Below are 21,636 nucleotides of genomic sequence, written 5' to 3' on the forward strand. Positions count from 1 at the left end.
TGCGGATGAAGTGAAGACAATGCATGCGAGAGAACGTACGGTGTCGCCCCTACCGCGGCAACGTAATTAATTGAGCCGCGGCCTCGATCTCAATCGGACTCGAACCCCTTCACGGACAGCGGCCGGGTTGCGGCGCGAAGCCGGCCTCTGTGACTGAGGTCGGACGGCTAGTCGTTCTCGTACTGTCGCCGTACGGGGAGCGGCAGCCACACCGGCTCGGCCGGGATCCGTTCCAGCACACCGCCGGCGAAGACGTCGTACATCGGAAGCTGCTCGGCATGCACGTAACCGATGTGGCAGTCGCACACGTCCAGCGGACAGGGGCGCGGTCGCAACGCCTGCTCGAAGGATCCGTCGTACAGGTTGCCCAGTTCCTCGGGGACGAAATGGCAGCGACGGACGGTGCCGGCACCGTCGACGGACACCACCGAGTCCCCTGTGCGGCACGCGCGCCCCCGCGTCCGGTGCGGACGCCGGCTGAACCCGAAGAGCGGGTCGATCCCGACCCAGTCGGCCGCGTCGGTGTCGGTGTACTCGTGGCCCTCGGCGGCGTTGACCCACAGGTACACCGAATCGGGCAGCTCGGCACGCAGCCGCCGGGCCGCCTCGAGATGCTCCGGCAGGCCGACGACACCCACGCTGAAGCGCACGCCGAGCGCGGTCAGCTCGGCGGTCTTGGCCAGGAACCGGTCGTGGGGAGTCTGACCGGGGTGGTACGTGCACCACAGCGCGACCGCGTCGCGGTCGGCGTCGGCGAGCCAGCCGGTGCGGCAGCTGAGGTTGGTCTGGATCGCCACCCTGCGAACCCGGGGCAGTCGCGACAGCGTCACCAGCGCCCGCCGGTACCAGGACCGAACCAGCCCCTCACCCCACGGCGTGAACAGGATCGACAGCTCCCGGTCCTGGTCCGCCACCCACGCGCAGAACCGGTCCAGGTCGGCCCGGTCGGCGCGCAGCTGCTCGGGGGTGTCCCGGCGTTTGGCGAACGGGCAGTACGGGCAGTCGTAGTCGCAGGACGCCAGCGGGCCCCGGTACAGGATGGTCAGCACCGTCAGCGGCCTTCGTACTCGGCCATCGCCGCCCGGACCTGCGGGGAGAACAGCTCCGGTCCGAGGGCGTCGGAGTAGGCCAGGCCCAGTGCGGTCAGCCGCACCCGGTCACCGTCGGAGAGAAGCCATCCGCGTTCGGTCCACCGGTCCAGCTCGGCGCCGAAATGCTCGTGCGGGTCGACGCCGAACTGAGAACGGTAGTCCGCCAACGGCATTCCCGTGGCCTGCAGCACGGACTGCAGCAGGTGCCGGCGTCGGGCCTCGTCCTCGGTCATGGTGTGGCCCACCACGGCGCGGCGGAAGTCCGAGGTGGTTCCCGCCACGAAGTCGTCGATGATGGCGCGCACCTCCGTCGCGCCGACGGCGTAGTCGAAGGAGTAGTGCAGCCCTCGGGTGTACGACCTTGCGCCACAACCGAGTCCGATCATTCCGTCGGTCTGGCAGGCATAGTCGTTCGGACCGAAATCGGGTGCGTCGGCGCGGCGGAACATGCGCATCGACTCCTGGACGTAGCCCGCCGCGATCAGGTGATCGCGTCCGCGGCGGTACAGGTCCAGGCGGTGGGCGTCCCATGCCGGATCGGGCCCGGCACCGCGGCGGGCCAGACCCGTCAGCGGCCGCACGTACAGCGGGTACAGGTACAACTCCTCGGGACGCCAGGCCAGTGCGGCGTCGAGGGAGGCGATCCAGGATTCCGGTGTCTGGCCGTCGATCCCGTAGATCAGATCGATGTTCAGGACCGCGATCGCGGCGTCGCGGATCCGTTGCAGGGCGGCCTCGACGTCCGAGCGCCGTTGCGGCCGGACCGCCGCCCGGGCCTCGGTGTCGTCGAAACTCTGCACCCCGAGGCTGAGCCGGGTGACGCCGCGCTCGGCCAGCACAGCGAGCCGGTCGGCGGTGGCCGTCGCCGGGGACGCCTCCACCGACAGGGGGACGGCCCGCAGGTCGGCGCCCATGCTTTCGGCGATGTCGCACAGCCGGTTCAGTTCCGCCGCGGTCAGGTAGGTGGGGGTCCCGCCGCCGAACGCCGCCGTCGCGAACCGGGCCGCCGGTGTCAGGGCCTCGCGAACCGCCTCGGCCTGCCGCTCGAGGGCGTCGAGGTATCGGGTGGTCAGCTCGCCCGGTGCACCGACTCGGGTGAAGAGGTTGCAGAAGCCGCAGCGCACCTCGCAGAACGGCACATGCAGGTACAGCGACAGTGCGTCCTGTGGCTCGTCCGCCCACAGCTCGGTCAGGGTTGGACGCGGGTGCAGCGGCCGGTACGCCGTCTTGTGTGGATACGCGTACACGTAGTTCTGGTACGGCGGAACGTATTCCGTCGGCGCCACGCCCGGAGGCATCGGCAGGGGCAGGTCAATCGCGGTCATCGTGGTCCCTCGAGGAAGAAGTGGGCGTAGGGCACCGTCCACACCACGGGATGGCCGAGCCGATGCCCGGTGTACCCGTCCTCGCCGTACGTGGTGCCGTGGTCGGAGCACACGATCGCGAGACACCGGCGCCGGCTCGACATTGCCGCGAACAGCCGCTCGATGTGCCGATCCACGTACTCCAGCGCCGCCGCGTGCGTCGCCCGGGTGTCCCCGTGATCGGCGGTGGCTCCGTCGGTGAAGAACCAGTTCGGTTGGTGCAGTGCGGAAACGTTGACGAAGAGGAAGAGGCGGCGCTCGGCGGGAAGCCGGGCCACCGCCTGTGCGGCCAGGTCCACCTGTGCCTCGAACGAGGTCGGCGAGGTCACCCCGAGTTCGGGAGACCAGTGCGCCTCGTCGAACAGATCGGGAAGCACCGAACCCAGCGCACCTTGGCGGTTGAAGAAGCCGACACCGCCGATGCACACCGTGCGGTAGCCGGCGGCGGAGAGGCCCGCGACCAGATTCGACTCCGCGAACACGAAGGTCCCGTTCGCAGTGGACTCGCTCCCGGCGAATTCGGCCGCGAACAGCCGCGGGTGCGGCCCCTGCCGGGCCGGGGTGGGGAGGAACCCGGCGAACATCGCCTGGTGCGTGGCGTAGGTGAAGCTGCCGGGGGAGTGGCGTTCCTCCCATCGGCCGCCGGGCAGGTGCCGCGCCAGGTTCGGGATCCGCCCGGCGGCCGCGAGTTCGCAGGCCACGTCGTAGCGCAGGGTGTCGAGCGTGACCAGCAGGATGTCGTCGGAGCCGACGACGGTGTTCATGTCCGGCTGTGCCGCAGTCGATTCCGGCGGTGCGGCGGGCACCCCGTCAGGCCGCGGCATGATCGGCCCATCCCGTGACCGCAGCCAGCTGCGCCGCATAGGTGTCGAGCCCGTCGGCGCGGCCCGGGAGCCCGCTCAGTCCCGGGAGCAGATCGCCGAAGGCGTTCACCTCACCTACCGCGGCGCCGCGCCAGTTCGCCGCGGGCAGCAGGTCCACCCCGACGCACAGGGTGCGCGGGAACTGTGCGGCGGCCCGTTCCGCGACGGCGAGCGCGTTTTCCCAGCCGTATCCCGCGGAGTCGAAGCCGGTCCGTGCGGTTGCCAGGTCGCCGCGCCTCCCGCCCAGGTGCAGGTTGGTCATGGGGTGGGCGCTGGTGCGGAGCACCGCGTGGGTCGCCCGCCCGGCGACCACCACGATGCGCAGGTCCGCGGCGGCGCCCCGCCATGACGGCTTCGGCAACCACGCCTCGATGTGCAGGAGTTCGGCGGCCAGGGCGTCGACGAGGGCGCCGACCTCGGCTTCTCCCGTGGATCGGCGGACGCGCAGCGAGTTGTAGACACCGTCCGCCGCGATCTCCGTGCTGCTGCGGGCCTGTATCCGGCCACCGGATGCGGTCTCCACCGCGACCACCCCGGCCGCGGAGGATCCGTGCGCGGGTTTGACGAAGAACCGCCGCAACCCGGCGGCGACGGCCAATTCGCGCACCTCCGGCCAGTCCCGCGGCACTGGCGCGTCGCCACCCGAGGTGGGGGAGGCCGGCACCGGGACACCCCCGGCCGCGAGGGCCGCGTGGCACCGTCGCTTGTCGAACAGCACGGCCAGATCGTCCGGATCGGTCAGCCGTCGCCCGCCGCGCAGCGTTCCGACCGCGGCGAGCAGCGACGCGTACCACCGTGGGCCGCCGGCGATGCGGGTCGGATCTCCGGGTCCGCGCAGCAGCGCGTCCACCTCGGGGTCCTCACCGGGCGAGTCGAGACGCACCAACTCGTCGGGGTCGAACCGTGCGCCGCGCTCGGTGAGTACCTCGCGCCAGGACACCACCCGCGGGGCGGGCATGCCGGAGCGGGCCGCGGCGTCCAGCAGCATCGTCACGCGGCGGTTCTCCGGATTGCCCACGACCGCCAGGCGGGGGCGTGTCATTCGCCGACCGCGACCGACCGGTAGATCGTTCCGTCGTATTCGTCCTCGTCGGCATCTTCGGCGTCGAGGTTCAGTCGCACACCGGACGGCTCGAGTGCCGTCCGAAGGCGTTCCCGCATGCCGTCGCTGAGGTAGTTGTGGTGCAGGTCCAGCGATTCGAGGTGGGTGAGCGACTGCCCGGCGAGCAGCGCCTCGCCGCCCGCGTCCAGCAGCACGCCCTTCGACAGATCCAGGGCGCGCAGTTGCGGGAGGATCGGCGCCGTCGCGACGGCGGCCGCGACCGCGTCCTGCTGGTCACTGTTCGAGAGTGCGAGGCGGGTCAACCGCGGGAGCTTCTCACCGGAGAGGATCGGGGCGAGGTCCTCGACGGACGAATCGGCACCGTACTCCTCTGTGCCCAACCACAACTCCAGTTCGGTCAGGGCCGGCAGATCCGAAGCGGCCACGGCGCGGACCACGTCGGCGGGCAGGCCACCCGTCTCGATCACGAGGCTGCGCAGGTTCTCGTGCCGGACCGGGGTCAGCTCCAGCTGGCTGCCGCCGCGTACCCCCAGGTGCTCCAGCCGAGGAAACGCTGTCAGCAGGGCGGTGACGTCCGACTGCACGATCCACGAGATCTCGCAGTCCTCGGAGGTCATGTCCCCGAGGAAGAGGGACCGCAATGCGGGCAGTTCGCCGGCGGCCGCGGCGAGAGCCGCCACCACGGGAGCGGAGCCCTCGTCGTACGGATCGGACCAGCCGCCGACGACGATCGCCTGCACGCTCGCCGGATCGACCGCGGCACGGAACTTCGCGAACGCCTCCGGCCAATCGAAGGGCGGTTCGTACGTGGGCACGGAAATTCGCCAGGCGACCGGGCCCTGGTCGGGCATGGTGGGGGCGGTGGCAGTGGCAGTGTCGATCGGGAACTCCACGACGGGATGGCCGTGGAATTCGGTCTGCAGCTCTGTGATCACCTGGGGCGCTCCTGGTTCTCGGGCGGATTCGACGGGGATTATGCCGGACTTGCGAAGGTCGAGATGAACCCACCGGGTGGATGGGTGTCAACTCGAGGGACGCATTCAGTGATGGTGTTCGAGTCCGGCTTCGGTGGGGTGCGCACGTAGGGATGCACCCGGGGGAAGATGGCTCATGCCCTTCACTCTGCCTGCAGGCACCGACATCCTGGCCGAGACCGAGGTAAAACACTCCCGGTTCATCGCGGTGCTGCGGCGTGTCGACCGAGCAGCCGAGGCGCAGGACTTCCTCGACGAGCAGCGACGCCGGTATCCCGATGCGCGGCATCACTGTTGGGCCTACATCACCGGAAACGAGCCCTCGGAGCGGGCCGAACGCGCGGGGGACGACGGGGAACCCGGCGGAACCGCCGGGGTGCCGATGCTGCAGGTACTGCGCACCCGGGACCTGGTCGACGTCGCAGTGGTCGTGACGCGGTACTTCGGTGGTGTCAAACTCGGCGCCGGTGGGCTCGTGCGGGCGTACTCGGGGGCGGTGGCGGCGGTGGTCGACGCGGCGCCACTGGTCGGCCGCGAACGCCTCGAGCTGCTGACACTCGAGGTCGGTCACGACACCGCAGGGAGGGTGGAGGCCGAACTCCGCGGTCGCGGAGTCGCCGTCGTCGACACCGACTACGGGGCGGCCGTCACCCTCACCCTCGCCACCCGGGACCCCGCCCGGCTGGCCGACACGGTTGCCGAAATCACAGCCGGCGCAGGCGAGCTCGTCCCGGCGGGTGCGCGGTGGGTGGACGTGTGAGCAGGCCGCGAGCGGGTGTCGACGTCACTCCCGCCCCGCCGAGATCCATTGCGGTCCATTGAAGGTCAGGTTGCGATCGCCGGTCACCAGAGCCGCCGCGCGGTCGAGCCTCGACATCTGGTCGTCGCCGAGCACCACCCGGACCGCGCCCGCGTTCTCGTCGACCCGCGCCGCCCGGCGGGTCCCGGGGATCGGCGCGACCGGCACACCGAGCCGCTCGCCCTGTGCCAACAGCCATGCCAGCGCCACCTGCGCCGGCGTGGACGACGCCTCGTCGGCGACCGCGCGCACCACGTTCACGACGACCTGGTTCGCCTCGAAGTTCTCGTCGAATCGGGGCTGTCCCTTGCGCATCGAACCGGACACGCTGTCCTTGGTCAGCGTGCCGGTGAGGAATCCGCGACCGAGCGGCGAGTAGGGCACGAAACCCGCCCCGACCTCGATCGCGGCGGGCACCACCTGACGCTCGACATCGCGCGACCAGATGCTCCATTCGCTCTGCACCGCGGTGATCGGATGCACCGCCGCGGCCGCACGCAGCTCGTCGCCGGTCACCTCGGACAGTCCGAGGTGCCGCACCTTGCCCTCCTCGACGAGTTCGGCCATCGCGCCGACGGTCTCCTCGATCGGCCGGCCGAGCTCACGCCGGTGCATGTAGTACAGGTCGATGACGTCGGTGCCGAGGCGCCGCAGCGAGGCCTCGCACGCCGTCCGGACGTAGTCGCGGTCGCCGCGGGTCGGCGTGTCCCCGGGCTGGTCACCGATTCTCCCGGTGATTCCGAACTTGGTCGCGAGCTGAACCTCGTCGCGGCGAGTGCGCAGCACCCGGGAGATCAGCTCCTCGTTGGTGCCCGCAGGCCCGAGGGCGTCCGGGCGGGGTCGGCCGTACACGTCGGCGGTGTCGATGAAGGTGACGCCGATGTCGAGCGCGTGGTGCAGGGTGGCCAGCGCCTCGGACGGATCGGTCGGTCCGTAGACGTGGCTCAGCGCCATCCCGCCGAGGCCGATGCGGCTGACCGCCAGCCCGTGGCCGAGGTCGACCGTCGATGCCTGACTCATAGCGAATCTCCTTGTCGTTCGAGAACGGTGAGGTCGGTGATCGGCGCGTTGCCGCAGTCCAGGCCGCGGTCGATCAGCCCGCGGTAGTGCTCGACCTTGTCGTCGATCGCGCCGAGGTCCTGGTGCAGCTGGTCGAGTTGGGCGAGGACTCGTTCGCGATGCGCGAGCAGCAGCGTCATCCGGCGTCCGTGGCTGGCTGCGCCCTCCTCGTAGAGTTCGAGGAACCGCCGGATCTCCGCCACCGGCATGCCGGTGCGGCGGAGCCGAATGATCAGCTGGATCATCCGCAGTGAGGCGTCGTCGTATCGGCGGCGTCCGTCGCTCCCGCGCTCGACCCGCGGGATCAGACCCTCACGCTCGTACCAGCGAAGCGTGTCGCGGGTCAGCCCGGTGGCCTCGGAGACCTCCGCGATGCCCAGTGCCGTCGTCATGGGTACCGACGCTAGGTGCTGGAGTGCACTCCAGCGCAAGCGTCGGCTCGGATCACCGTGATCCCCTCCTCCGCCAGCGCGGCCAGCGCCCGGCGATGGGACCCGGCCGTCGTGCCCGCGCAGGCATCGGCGACGACGGACACGCGGTACCCGAGCGCCCGAGCCGACCCCGCCGCGAGCGCCACCCCGTGCTCGGTCGCGATGCCGGTGTGTACGACATCGGTGATCCCGCGCAGGCGCAGGTTCGTGTCCAGATCGGGGTTGGTGAAGACGTCGCGCTCGTACTTCGTCAGCACCAGATCGCCCTCGTCCGGAGCCAACCGCGGATGAAACGACGCGCCGTGGCCCGACGGATCCGACCGCATCGGATCGGCCGGGTCCGTGCTCACGTAACGGGTACACACCACCACCGCCCCCTCGGTCCGAAACCGGGCACGGGCGAACGCCGCCCGGTCGACGACCCCGCGGTCGTGCGCCAGCGCGACGATCCAGTGCTGGAAGTCGATCTCGATCAGTGCGGTGGTGACCATTCGCGGCACGCTAGCGGCTGGAGCGCGCTCCAGCGCAAGCCGCACGCCCGGTCGGCGCACCCGAGCCAGGGGCAGGCCCCAACGAGGACGCTATGGATGAGGTGGGAATCGTTCATTTCCGCTGTGGCGGTTCCGGTGTCGCCTGCTCGCCCCGCTCCATCGCATGATGCGCGAGTCGACGTGGCTATTGACACAGCGTCTGTCACGGCGCTTCACTGGGACGCAAGCTCGTGTTGGCTCGCCCGACGGTGTTCTGGGAGGTTGACGTATGCGCGGCACAGGATTTACGGGTCCGGGACGTCGACGCGGAGTATCAACCCACCGCAGGACAACCTCGGTACTGGCACTGGTTGGAGCGTGCCTTCTCTTCCTGGCAGCCACCCAGACAGCCGGCGCCGAACCAGCGGCAGGGACCGTCGACACCGGGTTCGTGATCCCCTTTGCCGGGGTGCCTGGCTACGAGCGCCTGGCACCGACCCAGATGACCAGTCCGGGGCAGCTCAACCAGCCACTCGGTCAGCAGACGGCGGACGAGATTGCCGCCCAGATTGGGCTCAACAGGGCTGACGCCTTGTCCGAGCAGCAGTATCGCGACCTCGTCACCGGCGCCGGAGTCGGCGGCAGCCGCGACGCTGCCGAGATGATCGAGGCAAGCATCCTCATCCTCACCAATACGAACGGCCGTCCCCTCTATTCCAACGCCGACGGCCACCCCACACCGTCGGTTCTGGCCAGCTACGGGCTCTACGTGAACACCGGTGGACTGCTGGAGAGTCCGGCCAACGCGGACGCGCCGACCAGGCAGGTGAACTCGTTGATCGCGCCCGGCGGTTATGTGGGCACGTGGTTGAGGGACAACGGTGCGACACGAACCCTGATAGCGCTCTACCGGTCGGCATACACGGTGCAGTTGCCCTTTGGCATTGCATCGCAACAGATGTCGGGAACAGCTCAACTGGTGACCAACACCAAGGGGGGTGTGAGCTCGCAGGTTGGCATGTCGATGGCGCCGCCGCTCTGGATAGTGAACTTCGCCCTGCTCTACATCTTGAAGCCCTCCCTGGCGGCCGCGATGCCTGCCTACTGGGCTCCCATTCCGTCGGCGGTTGCCGACGCAGTGAGGTCGAGCCCCACCGGTCAGGTTCCTTTCAGTGACTATGCGTCCTACTTCCAGTGATCCGAATGCCGTTCCAGGGGCAGCTACTCGGGGAATCTGAACCGTGAGGGGATGGCCCGATGGGTGAGCCGCACGTCTACATGAACGTCACGCTCGACAGCGTGATCCAGGCCAACGGCGGTCCCACCGAACAGGACGGGGACTTCGAGTTCGCAGGATGGGAGAGTCCCTATTGGGATTCGGAGTCCGCGGAGCAGGTAGACGCGGACGTCCAGGCATCCGACGCACTGCTACTGGGTCGCACGACGTACGACATCTTCCGCGCCTACTGGCCGGGCCAGTCGAACGCGATCGGACGGGCCTTCAACAGGGTGCCCAAGTACGTCGCCTCCCGCGGCACGCCAGAGCTGTCTTGGGACACCAGCACCCAGATCTCTGACGCGGCCACCCAAGTGCCCGAACTGCGCAAGCGCCATCGACAGATCCACACCTGGGGCAGCGGGAACCTGCTGCAGACCCTGCTTGGCGAAGGCCTGGTCGACCAGGTGAACCTGTGGGTGTCCGGTCGTGCTCGGGCAGGGAAAGAAGCTGTTCCCGGAGGGCACGGCAGCCACCCGATTCGATCTGGTCGAACCGCCGAAGGCCTTCCCTCGAGGTGTAGTGCTGCTGCGCTACCGGTGCCTCTCGGGCCCTCCTGAGACTGGTGCACTCAAGAGCTCCTGAGTCCGGTGCCTGGGTGGCTCGACGTGGAAGAACCGTCATGAGGGCCCTTTCCGGCCCTGGGGTCAGGTCGGTGCCGTGGAACCGCCACGCCGCGCAGTCGGGGACACGTGCGAGAGTCGCCAGCACCGACCCAGTCAGTTCTCCTCGAGAACTGCGGACACTTCCCGATCGAGGAACCCGGATTGTCACAGCTGATCACTGCTGCCCGATTTGTGATTGCTGAAGTCGCAGCACAGGGCTGGCTGGCCAGCCGGGATCGCTCGTATGCCTGCACTTCGTGCCGTGGTGCCGCAGGAGCGGTGCGCGGAGTTCGAGCGTTGACCTGTCCATGCTCGTGGAGATCAACCCGCGAGGGGCTCGGTGACCCCGAGCGACAGGGCGCCCATGATCTTCGGGGCGCCCTTCTCGTAGAACGTGTCGAGGTCGCGGATCTCGAACCCGGCCGCTCGCACGAGAGCGGGGATCTCGCGGGTGAGGTGGCAGCCGCCCGCAAAAGCCTTCTGGATCGGTTCGAAGCGGTGCTGCCAGCGGCGGACCTTCTCGTGCGGGGCGCGACCGTGTTCGACGAAATGCAGGGTGCCGCCCGGCTTCAGGACCCGCCGCACCTCGCGCAGGGCGGCGTCCACGTCGGGGATGGTGCACATCGTCCAGGTCGACAGTGCGGTGTCGAAGGTGTTGTCGGGGAAGGGAAGTGACTGGCCGTCCAGTCCGGAGCGTTCGACGGGGACGGGGGAGGCCGCGAGTCGTCTGCCGGCAAGCTTCCACGCCAGGTCCGCGGGTTCGACGGCGCTGACGGAATCGACGGTGGAGGGGTAGAACGGAACATTGAGACCGGACCCGAACCCGATCTCGATCACGCGACCGTGCAGTCCGGCGCACACCCGCTTCCGTGACGGTTCGGTCAATGACATCCCACACGAGCTGTTCACCAGTCGTGGAACGATCTGATCCCCATAGAACCCCATGGCAGCCTCCCCGTTGCTCGCAATTCCCGCCTGTCCCAGCATTCTACGGTCACGCAGGGCATTGGGCCGGCGACTTGCGCTGCGCGGGCGGGCTCGATGGCACACAAGAATCTCGCATTTCAGGATCATGATCCCATAGGATGAACAACGGCGTACGCTTGAACCATGGGCAACGAGGAAACCGTTTACACGCACGGTCACGACGAGTCCGTGCTGCGCAATCATCGATGGCGGACGGCCGCGAACTCCGCCGCGTACCTGCTGTCGAGCCTGCGGCCGGACATGACCCTCCTCGACGTCGGATGTGGTCCCGGGACAATCACCGCCGACCTCGCTGGACTCGTCGCGCAGGTCACCGCCGTCGAAAAGGCCGACGGCGCACTCGACCTCGCCCGGGAGGAATTCGCACGGCGCGGCGTCACCAACGTGGAGGCGGTAGTCTCCGACATCCACGCGCTCGATTTCCCCGACGACACCTTCGATGTCGTCCACGCCCATCAGGTCCTGCAACACGTCGGCGACCCGGTGCAGGCGCTGCGCGAAATGGCTCGCGTCTGCCGGCCGGGCGGCATTGTCGCGGCCCGTGATGCCGACTACGGCACCTTCACCTGGTACCCCGAGAATCCCGACCTCGACCAGTGGCTGTCGCTCTACAAGGACATCGCCCGCGCGAACGGCGGCGAGCCCGACGCCGGCCGGCGCCTCCGCGCCTGGGCGCACGCCGCCGGCCTCGGCGACGTGGTCGCAACGGCGAGCACGTGGTGCTTCTCGTCCGACGACGACAGGGAATGGTGGGGCGGGTCGTGGGCCGACCGGGTCCTGCACTCGAACTACGCCGACCGGGCCGTCGAACTGGGACTCGCCACCCCGGATGACCTCGCGCGCCTCTCGGGAGGCTGGCGAACTTGGTCCGCCGACGACGACGGTTGGTTCGCCCTGCTCCACAGCGAGATCCTCTGCCGCGTAAGCGTGTAGCGCCCGCGGCAACCAGGCCGGGGTACTCAGTCCAGCGCCATCCGTACCGCGAACACTCCGAGTATCCCCCCGGCGAGCCACTTCTGGATGCTCAACCAGACCGGCCGCCGTGTGAGAAACGACGAGATGGACGACGACGCCAGGACGATCATGGCATTGACGGCCACCGCGACCAGGATCTGGATGGTTCCCAGGAGGAGGGACTGCTGCCAGACGGGGCCGCGTGACGGATCGACGAACTGCGGGATGAGTGCGACATACATCAGGGCGATCTTCGGATTGAGGATGTTGGTGACAAATCCCATTCCGAAGAGTCGGAAACTGCTGTGGCGCTCCAGGTTTGAGACTTCGAACGCGGACCTTCCGCCTGGTCTGAGCATGCGCCAGGCGAGATAGCCCAGGTAGGCCGCGCCGGCAGTCTTGATCACGACGAACAGTGCGGGGACAGCGAAGAACACGGCGGTCAGTCCCAGTGAGGCCGCAGTCAGATAGGCGAGGAAGCCGACGGCCACCCCGCCGAGCGACATCATTCCCGCACGCCGCCCCTGGCTGATGCTGCGAGAGGCGAGGTAGATCATGTTGGGTCCCGGGGTCAGGACCATTGTCAGAGCAACGAGTGCCACCCCTGCCATCGCGGCCGCTGTCACCATCGTCGATTCCTTTGACTCGTCATGCGGACTTGCCGAGTCAACCTCGGGTGGGTTCCGGCGCCAAGATCCAGTTGGGAGTGAGTGGACTGCTTGGTCGGCCGCTGGGCCCACTTGCCCGAGGTCGGGCGGTCCGGAAGTCGGCGCGGCCGCGGTTCGCGTGGGCGGCCTCGGTCTCCTCAGCGGTCAGCTTCCGGGTGTGGACTGCAGGTCCTCCTCCGCGACCCCCAGCCCGGACAGGTAGGCCGCGGCCGCCGGCGCCGGCCGCCGCCGGCTCCACACCAGGTGCTCGACCCTCGTCGGGGGGTCGAGCAGCTCGACGACACACAGGTCGGGGAACTGCGACACCACGGATGCGGGCAGCAGGCCGATGCACAGGCCCTGCCGAATCAGGCGCGCGAAGAAGTCCACGGCCATCACCTCGAAGGCGACCTCGCGCCGAATGCCGGCCGCCGCGAAGGCCTCGTCGGACTGCGCGCGGCCGCCGGATCCCGCCGGGAAGTCGACGAACGTCTCGCCGGACAGCCGGCGCAGGTCCACCTCGCGGTCCTCGGCCAGCGGGTGGCCTGCCGGCACCAGCGCAACCAGTTCGCCACGCGCAAGCTCGATTCTTCGCACCCCCGTCGGCTGGATGCCCGGGGCCAAACCGAGGAAGGCGACGTCCAGGGCGCCCTGCCGGACGTGGTCGACCAGGTCGCCGCTCGCGCCCATCCGCAGGCTGATCCGCACCTGCGGGTGGAGCGAACGGAAGTCCCTCAGCGACGCGGCGAGGTCGATCGCGCCGACAGTCGGGATCGCGCCGATCGCGAGCCGGCCGCGGATCTCGCCGGCGGCGGCTGTGACCTCCGCGCGGGCTCGTTCGGCGGCTTCCACGCTCTGCCGGGCAGCGGGGAGAAATGCCTCGCCGGCGGGCGTGAGTTGAACCCTACGGCTGGTCCGGTCGAAGAGCTTGGCACCGAGTTCGCGCTCCAGGCGGGCAATCTGGTGACTCAGGGCGGACTGGACCACCAGGCAGCGCTCCGCGGCCCGGGTGAAGTTCTTCGTCTCCGCGACGGCGATGACGTAACGCATCTGCTGCAGTTCCATCCATCTATCGTGAATCACGATCGTTCCAGTGACAAACATGTGTTGGACTCATTGATCAATCTTGGCCAGGCTTGCGTGCATGACGAACTCGATGACGCGAACCGGGCAGCGCGGCCCCGCGGACGCCCCGGAGGCCGGGGGAGGGCTGAGCCGGGGGCTGCTGCTGCTCATGTCGGTCTCGACCGGCCTCGTGGTGGCGGGCAACTACTTCGCGCAACCGCTGCTGGACGTGATCCGCCGGGACCTCGAACTCAGCCCGTCGATGGCGGCGCTGGTCGTCACCGCCGCCCAGGCCGGCTACGCCGTGGGTCTGATCCTGCTGCTTCCGCTGGGAGACCTCCTGGAGCGGCGCCGCCTGACGGTGGGGTTGTTCGGCGCCACCGCGGTGTTCCTGCTGATGTCGGCCACCGCGCCCAACGGCGCCGTGCTCCTGACGGGCACCGCCCTCGCCGCCGTGACCTCGGTGTCGGCTCAGGTGCTTGTGACATTCGCCGTTGCCCTCGCGTCGCCCGAGCATCGCGGCCGGGTGGTGGGGACGGTGATGAGCGGACTGCTGCTCGGAGGCCTTCTGGCACGGACGATCTCGGGGGTGCTGTCCGAGTTCGGGGGCTGGCGGACGGTCTACTGGGTCAACGCGATCCTGCTTGCCGTCGTGGCGGTGTTGCTGTGGCGCGTCCTGCCCCGACTGCACACGCCCGCCGGGATGTCCTACCCCGCCTTGCTCCGCTCGACCGTGGTCCTGTTGCGGACGGAACCCGTACTTCGTTGGCGTGCAGGCATTGCCGCGCTCTCGCTCGCCTCGTTCAACGTGTTCTGGACCGCGGTGACCTTCCTGCTGGTCGGGGATCACTACCGGTGGTCGGAGGCGGTCATCGGACTCTTCGGACTGGTCGGTATCGCGGGGACGATCGCCACCCCGGTGGCCGGCCGGCTCGCCGACCGCGGATTCGTGCACTGGGTGGCGGGGGTGGGCACGGCGTTGCTGGCCCTGTCCTGGATCGCCATCGGCGCCGGTGGGACTTCGCTCGCGTGGCTGCTCGGCGGAGCGATCGCGCTGACCGTTGCGCAGCAGTCCGTGCTCAACAGCAACCAGAACGTCATCTACGCGCTGGCTCCCGAGATCCGCAACCGGCTGAACTCCGCGTTCATGACGGCGTTCTTCGTTGGCGGCGCCGTCGGCTCGGCGATGACCGCCGTCGCCTGGGTGCGTGGTGGATGGTCTGGGGTGAGCGTCCTCGGCGGAGCGTTGGCCGGCGCCACCTTCCTGGTGTGGGTCGCCGAACGCGCGAGCACCGCGCGGCGTCGTCCGACCCTGTCAGCGTGATCGCACCGATTCCGCGGTCCGGTCTTCCAGTCCCAATCCGGTAGGAGTGAAACAACAATGCGTATAACAGTTTTCGGCGCGGCAGGACAGGTGGGGAGCCGGGCGGTGGCGGAGGCGCTCGCCCGCGGCCACGAGGTCACGGCCGTCCTGCGCAGTCCGGCCCGGGCCCACGAGGTGCCGTTGGCGGCAGAGGTTCGGATCGGCGACGCGGCGACCATCGAGGACGTGGTCGACCTGAGTGTCGGCCAGGACCTGGTGATCAGCGCGACCCGTCCGGCGCCGGGCCGGGAGGCCGAACTGGTCACGGCCACGAAGGTGCTGCTGGCCGGGCTCGCCCGGACCGGTGTCAGGTTGCTCGTCGTGGGTGGCGCCGCGACCCTGACCATGCCCGGCACAGCCGGCGTAACGGTGATGGATGACCCCGAGTTCCCCGCGACCTTGCTCGGCATCGCGCGGGCGTGCGCCGACCAACTCGAGGCGTGCCGCGCCGATACCGGCGCGGACTGGGCATACCTGAGCCCGCCCGCCCTGCTGGAGCCGGGAAGGCGCACCGGCCGGTACCGGTTGGGCGCGGACGATCTGCTGGTCGACCCCGCAGGCGAGTCGGTGATCTCCATGGAGGACCTCGCGATGGCACTGCTCGACGAGGCCGAACGGCCGGCACATTGCCGGGTCCGGTTCACCGTCGCCTACTGATCCCCCCGGCCGGTTGCGCGCCACCGCCACCGGCACCAGGAGTATCGAAATGAGCACCGACTCGTCCGACCTCGCCGCCATCCGCCAAGTCGTCGCGGACGCCGTGGAGTTCCAGAACGACGTGGACCGATTCATCCCGCTGCACACGGACGAGGTGAGCGTCGTCAACGGCGTCGAAGGCGATCACCCGGTCGATGACTCGCGATCGTCACTGTCGCGGGCGAGCGTTCCCGCAGGCCGGACGTCGGCGACGAGATCGACGCCGCGCCCCGAACCGTCGATTCACAAGCCCTTGACCGCAGTCCCGTCCCACCGTGGGTCGGCCAGCAGTTCCGGTGCCGGACCGACGAAGGCGCGGGCGGCGTCGGGGTCGCCGGTGAGGGTGAAACGCAGCCACGCGGTGAGGTACCCGCGGAATCCCCCTCCGTCGGTGGGCCAGTTGTGCCCCACCCCCAGCAGGCGGCCGCGGGCCGCGGGCCCCGGGCTCACGGCGTGAAAGGCGGCCTGCGGTATGGCCGTCGAGACCGGATCCTCGGACCCGGTCAGGTAGAACACCGGACCGGTCAGTCGAGTCACGTCGAACACGTCGACCGGCCGACTGGCCCACCAGGGATCGGGCAGGTCGAGCACCGCGGTGGAGGTGATCAGTCCGTCGGAGTCGGTGCTGGCATTGATCGATCCCCCGGCGCCCTGCGAATGTCCGACGGCGGCGACGTTGCCGACGTCGATGCGATCGTGAAAGACGCTCTCCGGGTTGTCGTTCTGCGCCAGTATGTAGCGCGCTGCCGCCAGGATCTCGGTCCCGTCGCCGGTGACGCTGCTGTCGGCGACCACGACGACGAGGCCCCAGGAGGCCAGGTGGCGGAGCAACTCCTCGTACTGCTTGTACGTCGCGTAGCTTCCGTTGCCGAAGGTGACCACCGGATGGCGCTCGGGGCTGGTGGCGATGTCGGCGGGGTGGAACACCTGGTACCCGGGCACCGCAACCGATGTGACGGCGTGGATGCCGGCGGCCGCGTAGCGCTCGCTGACGGATTGCCGTTCCGGAGCAACGGATGCCGGCGGTGTGGGACCGGCCTCGGGAGCCGAGGCGAGGGCCGGTGCCGAGAACCCGAATGCCGTCGGCATCGCGAGGATCGCGGCGAGGAGCAGTGTCCGGGAGGGTCGGGTGGTGGGAAGCAGGGGTCGCCGTAACGTCACGGAAGCGCATCCTACCCAGCGTCGGCGGCGCGATCTCGTGCGAACATGGCCGCCATGCCCAGTTTTGTCAGACCCCGGCGGCGTGCCCCGGCCACTGCCACCCCGGCGCCGAACGTCGAGACCCTGCCCCGCGTGTGCGTGATCGGTGCGGGATCGTCGGGCATCGCCGCGGCCAAGGCGCTCCACGTCGCCGGAATCCCGTTCGACTGCTTCGAGCAGGGCAGCGTGATCGGCGGCAACTGGGTCTACGACAACCCGAACGGGGTGTCCGCCTGCTACGAGACGCTGGAGATCAACACGTCCTGCCCGCGGATGGCCTACTCGGACTTCCCGATGCCCGCCGACTATCCGCCCTACGCGCGGCACGACCAGGTCCGCGCCTACTTCGAGTCCTACGTGGAGCATTTCGGGTTCCGGCACACCATCACGTTCGGCACCACCGTCGAGCAGGTCGAGCGAGCCCCGGACGGCACGTGGTCGGTCCGTACGACCGGCCCCGCCGGCGAGCGCGTGGAGAGCTACGACGCCGTGCTGGTTGCGAACGGGCACCACTGGGACGCCCGCTGGCCGGACCCCACTCCGGGGAGCTTCACCGGCGAGCAGATCCACTCCCACGACTACCGCACCGCCGACCAGCTGGCCGGCCGGGACGTGGTGGTCGTGGGCATGGGGAATTCGGGTCTCGACATCGCGGTCGAGGCGTCCAAGGTCGCGCGCAGCACCACGCTGGCGGTGCGTCGCAGCCACTGGGTGATGCGCAAGATGCTGCTTGGCAAGCCCGCCGACCGATTTGTGATGCCGGGCTGGATGCCGGGCTGGGCGATCTCTGCCGGGCTCCGCGTCACCGCCCTCACGGCCGGCGACCTGACCCGCTACGGGCTCCCACGGCCGACACATCGGCCCGGTCAAGCGCACCCGGTGCAGTCCGAGCAGATCCACGCGCGACTGCAGGCCGGTGCGATCACCCCACGTCCGAGGATCGACCGGTTCGACGGCGACACAGTCGTTTTCGAGGACGGGACCCGGTCCCGCGCCGACCTGATCGTGTGGGCCACCGGATACCGGGTGAGCTTTCCGTTCTTCGACCCGGAGCTCGTCGCCGCCCCCGAGAACGACCTGCCGCTGTGGAAGCGAACTGTGCACCCGGATCTTCCCGGCCTGTACTTCGTCGGGCTTCTGCAGCCGCTCGGCGCGGTGATGCCGCTCGCCGAGGCGCAGGGCGCGTGGATCGCCGAGACCCTCGCCGGCCGGTACCTGCCGCCGCCCGACGCCGAGATCCGGTCGCAGATGACGGCCGAGCACGATCGCGCCAAGCGGCGGTTCTACAACTCGCCACGGCACACCATGGAGGTCGACTTCGAGCACTACCTCTGGAGTCTCGAGCGGGAGCGACGGCGCGGTGCCCGCCGCGCCGGCACCGCGCGCTGACCGGCAGTGCGAGGGGCACGCGCGGTCATGGCGACTGGCCCACAAGCGGGATGAACTGGGTGGTGGACCGGCCGACAATCGCGCCTGACGAGGGCGTCTGATCACACAAGTATGCCGACGGTCTGGTGCGTCAGCCGGCGAGCTGCTTGAGGACCGCAAGGTTGGCGGCCATGCCGTCCCGCCACACGGCCAACCGGTGGGCGAGAATCGTGCCCTCCTTGTCCGGGTACTGCTCGATGAAGTCGGAGAGCGGTGACCGCCCTGTGCCCGCCTTTGCCCACTGTCGAACGACGGCGCCGTCGCCGTCGGAGTCGACCTCGAAGCCCCAGACAGCCAGCGGCTCATCCGCTGGGCCCACACGCCACACCCAGCGGCGACCGTCTTCGACCTCGGTGATCTCCGGCTCGGTGTGCCACTCTCCCGCCTGCGGGTTGGCGTTGTACCCACGGAATCGAGCGCCGACGGCGACCCCCGCGGCCCCATCCAGCCACTCCACCCGCTGCAGTTCGCCGTCGGCGCGGGTGGGCAGCTCGATGTCGGTGATCAGCGCCCAGGCGTGCTCGGGACTGCACTCCAGACGTTCGGAGACCTCGACGGTTGGGTTGTCGCGCAGACGCATGAGGCTCCTCCGTGGCTGGATTCGGTGTCCGAGGGCAAGGTGGTGCCGATGCTATGTGAGTGGAGAAGGAAGAGGAGAGAGGGGTTCACCAACGGCGGGTCGTGCAGGTCTGGATCGGGGCCGGTCGCGGACTGGGTGGCGATCAGGATGCCGCCGGCCAGAAACACGACGAGCACGTAAACCGCTGTCGGCGACCACATCCGGTGCGGTGGTGAAGTCATGCATCAGAGCCTCGCGCGGCGCCCCCCCCCCGGGAGCACATCAACCATCGGTGTCAACCGTCCCTGATACCCAGGGGTCATCCCGCCGCTGTCTCAGCTTTCGGCGACAGCGGCAGCGAGGCGTCGCGGATCGGCAACAAGCCCCGGCTAGTCTCGGGGCATGCTGGCCACCGCGATCATCGTCATCACGTTTGCCCTAGTCTTCTATTCAATCGGCGTGTGGTCGGAACGCATCCAAAAGACCTTGAAGTGGTGGCACGCCGGCGCCTTCACGCTCGGCCTGGTCTGCGACGCCACCGGTACCTTCCTGATGAGCAAAATCTCCGACGAGTCATCGGAAGCCGGAACATCCACGTTCGACCAGATCATGATCGTCACCGGAGCCTTGGCGATCGTGCTCATGGCCATTCACCTGGTGTGGGCCGTCATTGTCCTGCTCCGCGATCGCCCCTCCGAGAAGGCAAAGTTCCACCAGTTCAGCCTGGTCGTGTGGTCGATCTGGCTGGTGCCCTACTTCACGGGGGCCATCGGCGCCATGACTGGCTAGCATGTGCTCAGCCACGGCCGAAGAATGACGCTCGTTGCCCGTCGGGTCAGCGGCCCCGGGGGTTCGGCACCTGTCCCGCGAGCAGCATCTCCACGGTCTCGTCGCCGAGCTCCTCCCGCAGCCGGCTCGTGACGTCGGGCGCCCTCCGCATGTGGGCGCCGCCGTCGACGGTGATCGCCGTGCCGGTGACCCAGGACGATTCCGGGCCCGCGAGAAACCGGATGGCGCCGGCGATGTCGGTCGGCACGCCGAGCCGCCCGAGTGGGGTCTGCTCGAGGAAGGCAGTCGGCCGGCCGCCCGCGAAGCTGGCGGCGACCTTGGGGTTGTCCGGTGAGTTCACCAGGCCTGGCCTGATGCAGTTGATGCGGATGCCGAGGTGGCCGAATTCGTCTGCGGCGGTGCGGATGAGTGCCTCCAGTCCGGCCTTGCCCGCGCAGTAGCCGCTCATGTACGGAAAGGTCTGGGCGGCGATTACCGACGAGGTGAACACCATCGATCCGCCGCCCGCCTTCGCCATGGCCGGCACACAGGACTTGATCGCGACGAACGCGCTGGTGATGTTGACCTGCAGCTCGTTGGTGAAGTCGCGCGCGTTGTTCATCAGCAGCGGCGTGGTGCTGCCCCGGCCGACCGTGCTCACGCAGATGTCGAGTCCGGCAGACCCGCTTGCCCTCGCGACGGCGGCGGCGACGTCGTCCTCGACCAGTGAGTCGCCGGCGATGTGATCGACGCGGGCGCCGTCGGGGGCGTGCGATGCGAGTTCGGCTGCGAACGCCGCGATCCTCGACTCGTCCCGGCTCATGATCGTCACCGATGCGCCCGCCGACACGAGCGCTCGAGCCCCCTCGCCGCCGATGCCGCCGGCTCCGCCGATGACCAGCGCCGTCCTACCGCTCAGATCGAGCTTCATATGGGTGCACCTTTCGAGGAGGGCGGAGACTTGCAAGCTCGTCGATTGTCGAGCGGGACACTCGTCGACGGATCAGCGAGATGCGGCTCGTACCACCCGGACGAGATCGTCGACTGCACGAGCGCAGTCGTCGCGCGCGTATCCGAGCCGGGCAGCGACTTCCGAGCCCACCTCGTATGCCAGCGTGTTGCCGCGACCCTGGACGATGAACGGGTCCGGCAGCAGCGGGTGTTCCTCGTCGCGCTCGTCGATGACCCGATTGCCGCCCGCGGCATCGACGAGCATCTGGAAGAACTCGCGAAAGGTGAGATTCTGGTCGCCGACAAGGTAGGCCGCGCCCGGCTCGGCATTGTGCAGAGCGCCCCAGATCGCTTCCGCCAATGAACGAGCCGACATGTAGTTCGTCCCGCCGGCCGGGGCAAAGTCGGGAATCCCGGGCTCATCCCCGGCCGCCCACGAGATCATCCGGCGGTAGCGCCTGGCAGACGCACCGGGGACGGCACCGATGATGGAGGGGGGATTCAAGGTGGAGATGTTGAACGATTCGTCGGCGAGGGCACAGGCCCCCTCGTCGGCCGCCTGCCGCGCGGCCACGTACGGGTTGTCTGAGGCCAGGTCGGGGCGGAGCTGGTGGTAGTAGCTTCCGACCTGTACGAAACGGGGAACACCGGCCTTCTTGGCGAGCGCCGCGAATCGCGGGACGCCGACGCTCTGCGTTCGCTCCCAGAACGGGCCGTCGTCGACGTCGGGGCCCTTGTGCCGCACGTCCTGGCCGGCAGCAAAGACGATCCCGTCGAACCCCGACAGCTGCTCCACCGTGAAGGACGGGCCGGTGTAGTCGCCGACCAACACGGGAAACCCGGCGACCGGGGAGTCATCCGCGATCGGACCGCGGGCAGCCAGGGTTACGTCATTGCCCCGTTCGCGCAGATGGAGGGCGGCGTGGGCACCGATCATGCCGGTGCCTCCGAGAACCAGAATCTTCACAGCAGTGGACCTTTCGAGTGTTAGCCGATGAGAACAGGGTCAGGGGTTGCGAGGGC

Annotated in this window: 23 protein-coding genes; 8 read left to right on the forward strand and 15 right to left on the reverse strand. The window is 69.1% G+C overall.

The window, feature by feature from the left end; genetic code table 11:
* Positions 1-167: 167 nt before the first annotated feature.
* The 5 genes from RT2_RS21495 to RT2_RS21515 are packed head-to-tail and all read right to left on the reverse strand — an operon-like array spanning position 168 to position 5,316.
* Positions 168-1,049: an STM4011 family radical SAM protein gene (locus RT2_RS21495; RefSeq protein ID WP_072846842.1), complete on the reverse strand. Its 882-nt coding sequence runs from the start codon at positions 1,047-1,049 to the stop codon at positions 168-170.
* A 2-nt stretch (positions 1,050-1,051) separates the two neighbouring features.
* On the reverse strand, positions 1,052-2,416 hold the full coding sequence (locus RT2_RS21500) for an STM4012 family radical SAM protein (protein WP_083577540.1): 1,365 nt from the start codon (positions 2,414-2,416) through the stop codon (positions 1,052-1,054).
* Positions 2,413-3,279: an STM4013/SEN3800 family hydrolase gene (locus RT2_RS21505; protein WP_245709220.1), complete on the reverse strand. Its 867-nt coding sequence runs from the start codon at positions 3,277-3,279 to the stop codon at positions 2,413-2,415. The genes RT2_RS21500 and RT2_RS21505 overlap by 4 nt, the downstream gene beginning before the upstream one ends.
* Positions 3,266-4,360, reverse strand: a complete 1,095-nt coding sequence (locus tag RT2_RS21510; RefSeq protein ID WP_072846844.1) for an STM4014 family protein — start codon at positions 4,358-4,360, stop codon at positions 3,266-3,268. The genes RT2_RS21505 and RT2_RS21510 overlap by 14 nt, the downstream gene beginning before the upstream one ends.
* On the reverse strand, positions 4,357-5,316 hold the full coding sequence (locus RT2_RS21515; protein ID WP_072846845.1) for an STM4015 family protein: 960 nt from the start codon (positions 5,314-5,316) through the stop codon (positions 4,357-4,359). The genes RT2_RS21510 and RT2_RS21515 overlap by 4 nt, the downstream gene beginning before the upstream one ends.
* Before the next feature lie 175 nt (positions 5,317-5,491).
* Here RT2_RS21515 and RT2_RS21520 point away from each other — a divergent pair, with 175 nt between their 5' ends.
* Complete coding sequence (locus RT2_RS21520; RefSeq protein WP_072846846.1) at positions 5,492-6,115, forward strand: IMPACT family protein; 624 nt, start codon at positions 5,492-5,494, stop codon at positions 6,113-6,115.
* A gap of 24 nt (positions 6,116-6,139) precedes the next feature.
* Here the strand turns inward: RT2_RS21520 and RT2_RS21525 are convergent, their stop codons facing one another.
* Genes RT2_RS21525 through RT2_RS21535 form a run of 3 tightly spaced genes read right to left on the reverse strand, consistent with a single transcriptional unit; the run spans position 6,140 to position 8,135 of the window.
* Positions 6,140-7,174: an aldo/keto reductase gene (locus tag RT2_RS21525; RefSeq protein ID WP_072846847.1), complete on the reverse strand. Its 1,035-nt coding sequence runs from the start codon at positions 7,172-7,174 to the stop codon at positions 6,140-6,142.
* Positions 7,171-7,605: a MerR family transcriptional regulator gene (locus RT2_RS21530; protein ID WP_072846848.1), complete on the reverse strand. Its 435-nt coding sequence runs from the start codon at positions 7,603-7,605 to the stop codon at positions 7,171-7,173. Before RT2_RS21530 ends, RT2_RS21525 begins: the two co-directional genes overlap by 4 nt.
* A gap of 11 nt (positions 7,606-7,616) precedes the next feature.
* Positions 7,617-8,135, reverse strand: a complete 519-nt coding sequence (locus RT2_RS21535; protein ID WP_072846849.1) for a cysteine hydrolase family protein — start codon at positions 8,133-8,135, stop codon at positions 7,617-7,619.
* 268 nt (positions 8,136-8,403) lie between these two features.
* On the opposite strand from RT2_RS21535, the gene RT2_RS21540 reads away from it, so the two are divergent.
* A complete protein-coding gene (locus RT2_RS21540) occupies positions 8,404-9,312 on the forward strand; it encodes a hypothetical protein (protein ID WP_072846850.1) in 909 nt (302 codons plus the stop codon).
* 59 nt (positions 9,313-9,371) lie between these two features.
* Complete coding sequence (locus RT2_RS21545; protein WP_245709221.1) at positions 9,372-9,950, forward strand: dihydrofolate reductase family protein; 579 nt, start codon at positions 9,372-9,374, stop codon at positions 9,948-9,950.
* A gap of 366 nt (positions 9,951-10,316) precedes the next feature.
* Here RT2_RS21545 and RT2_RS21550 read toward each other — a convergent pair whose 3' ends face one another.
* On the reverse strand, positions 10,317-10,940 hold the full coding sequence (locus tag RT2_RS21550) for a class I SAM-dependent methyltransferase (protein WP_072846864.1): 624 nt from the start codon (positions 10,938-10,940) through the stop codon (positions 10,317-10,319).
* A gap of 165 nt (positions 10,941-11,105) precedes the next feature.
* On the opposite strand from RT2_RS21550, the gene RT2_RS21555 reads away from it, so the two are divergent.
* Positions 11,106-11,915 (forward strand): class I SAM-dependent methyltransferase, encoded by an 810-nt coding sequence (locus RT2_RS21555; RefSeq protein WP_072846851.1) that lies wholly within the window; start codon positions 11,106-11,108, stop codon positions 11,913-11,915.
* 26 nt (positions 11,916-11,941) lie between these two features.
* Here the strand turns inward: RT2_RS21555 and RT2_RS21560 are convergent, their stop codons facing one another.
* Positions 11,942-12,565 carry a LysE family translocator gene (locus RT2_RS21560; RefSeq protein WP_072846852.1) on the reverse strand — a complete coding sequence of 208 codons (624 nt, stop codon included), beginning with the start codon at positions 12,563-12,565 and terminating at the stop codon, positions 11,942-11,944.
* Between the two features lie 183 nt (positions 12,566-12,748).
* Complete coding sequence (locus RT2_RS21565; protein WP_072846853.1) at positions 12,749-13,648, reverse strand: LysR family transcriptional regulator; 900 nt, start codon at positions 13,646-13,648, stop codon at positions 12,749-12,751.
* A gap of 79 nt (positions 13,649-13,727) precedes the next feature.
* Here RT2_RS21565 and RT2_RS21570 point away from each other — a divergent pair, with 79 nt between their 5' ends.
* Together RT2_RS21570 and RT2_RS21575 are read left to right on the forward strand one after the other, a co-directional pair.
* Complete coding sequence (locus RT2_RS21570; protein ID WP_245709222.1) at positions 13,728-14,972, forward strand: MFS transporter; 1,245 nt, start codon at positions 13,728-13,730, stop codon at positions 14,970-14,972.
* Between the two features lie 57 nt (positions 14,973-15,029).
* Positions 15,030-15,668, forward strand: coding sequence for an NAD(P)-dependent oxidoreductase (locus RT2_RS21575; RefSeq protein WP_072846854.1), 639 nt, complete (start codon positions 15,030-15,032; stop codon positions 15,666-15,668).
* 282 nt (positions 15,669-15,950) lie between these two features.
* On the opposite strand, the gene RT2_RS21580 is transcribed toward RT2_RS21575, so the two are convergent.
* Positions 15,951-16,868, reverse strand: a complete 918-nt coding sequence (locus RT2_RS21580; RefSeq protein ID WP_245709223.1) for a poly(ethylene terephthalate) hydrolase family protein — start codon at positions 16,866-16,868, stop codon at positions 15,951-15,953.
* 54 nt (positions 16,869-16,922) lie between these two features.
* On the opposite strand from RT2_RS21580, the gene RT2_RS21585 reads away from it, so the two are divergent.
* Positions 16,923-18,296 carry a flavin-containing monooxygenase gene (locus RT2_RS21585; protein ID WP_072846867.1) on the forward strand — a complete coding sequence of 458 codons (1,374 nt, stop codon included), beginning with the start codon at positions 16,923-16,925 and terminating at the stop codon, positions 18,294-18,296.
* Positions 18,297-18,426: 130 nt separating this feature from the next.
* Here RT2_RS21585 and RT2_RS21590 read toward each other — a convergent pair whose 3' ends face one another.
* Positions 18,427-18,915 carry an SRPBCC family protein gene (locus tag RT2_RS21590; protein ID WP_072846855.1) on the reverse strand — a complete coding sequence of 163 codons (489 nt, stop codon included), beginning with the start codon at positions 18,913-18,915 and terminating at the stop codon, positions 18,427-18,429.
* A 381-nt stretch (positions 18,916-19,296) separates the two neighbouring features.
* Between RT2_RS21590 and RT2_RS21595 the strand changes: the two genes are divergently transcribed.
* Positions 19,297-19,683, forward strand: coding sequence for an HsmA family protein (locus tag RT2_RS21595; RefSeq protein WP_072846856.1), 387 nt, complete (start codon positions 19,297-19,299; stop codon positions 19,681-19,683).
* 46 nt (positions 19,684-19,729) lie between these two features.
* Here RT2_RS21595 and RT2_RS21600 read toward each other — a convergent pair whose 3' ends face one another.
* The gene (locus RT2_RS21600; protein WP_072846857.1) at positions 19,730-20,593 is read right to left on the reverse strand and encodes an SDR family NAD(P)-dependent oxidoreductase; all 864 of its coding nucleotides are present in this window, start codon (positions 20,591-20,593) and stop codon (positions 19,730-19,732) included.
* 72 nt (positions 20,594-20,665) lie between these two features.
* Positions 20,666-21,580, reverse strand: coding sequence for an NAD-dependent epimerase/dehydratase family protein (locus RT2_RS21605; protein ID WP_072846858.1), 915 nt, complete (start codon positions 21,578-21,580; stop codon positions 20,666-20,668).
* Positions 21,581-21,636 lie beyond the last annotated feature (56 nt).

This window comes from Rhodococcus tukisamuensis NBRC 100609 (genome assembly GCF_001894985.1).
In the GTDB taxonomy this organism is placed as follows: domain Bacteria; phylum Actinomycetota; class Actinomycetes; order Mycobacteriales; family Mycobacteriaceae; genus Rhodococcus_G; species Rhodococcus_G tukisamuensis.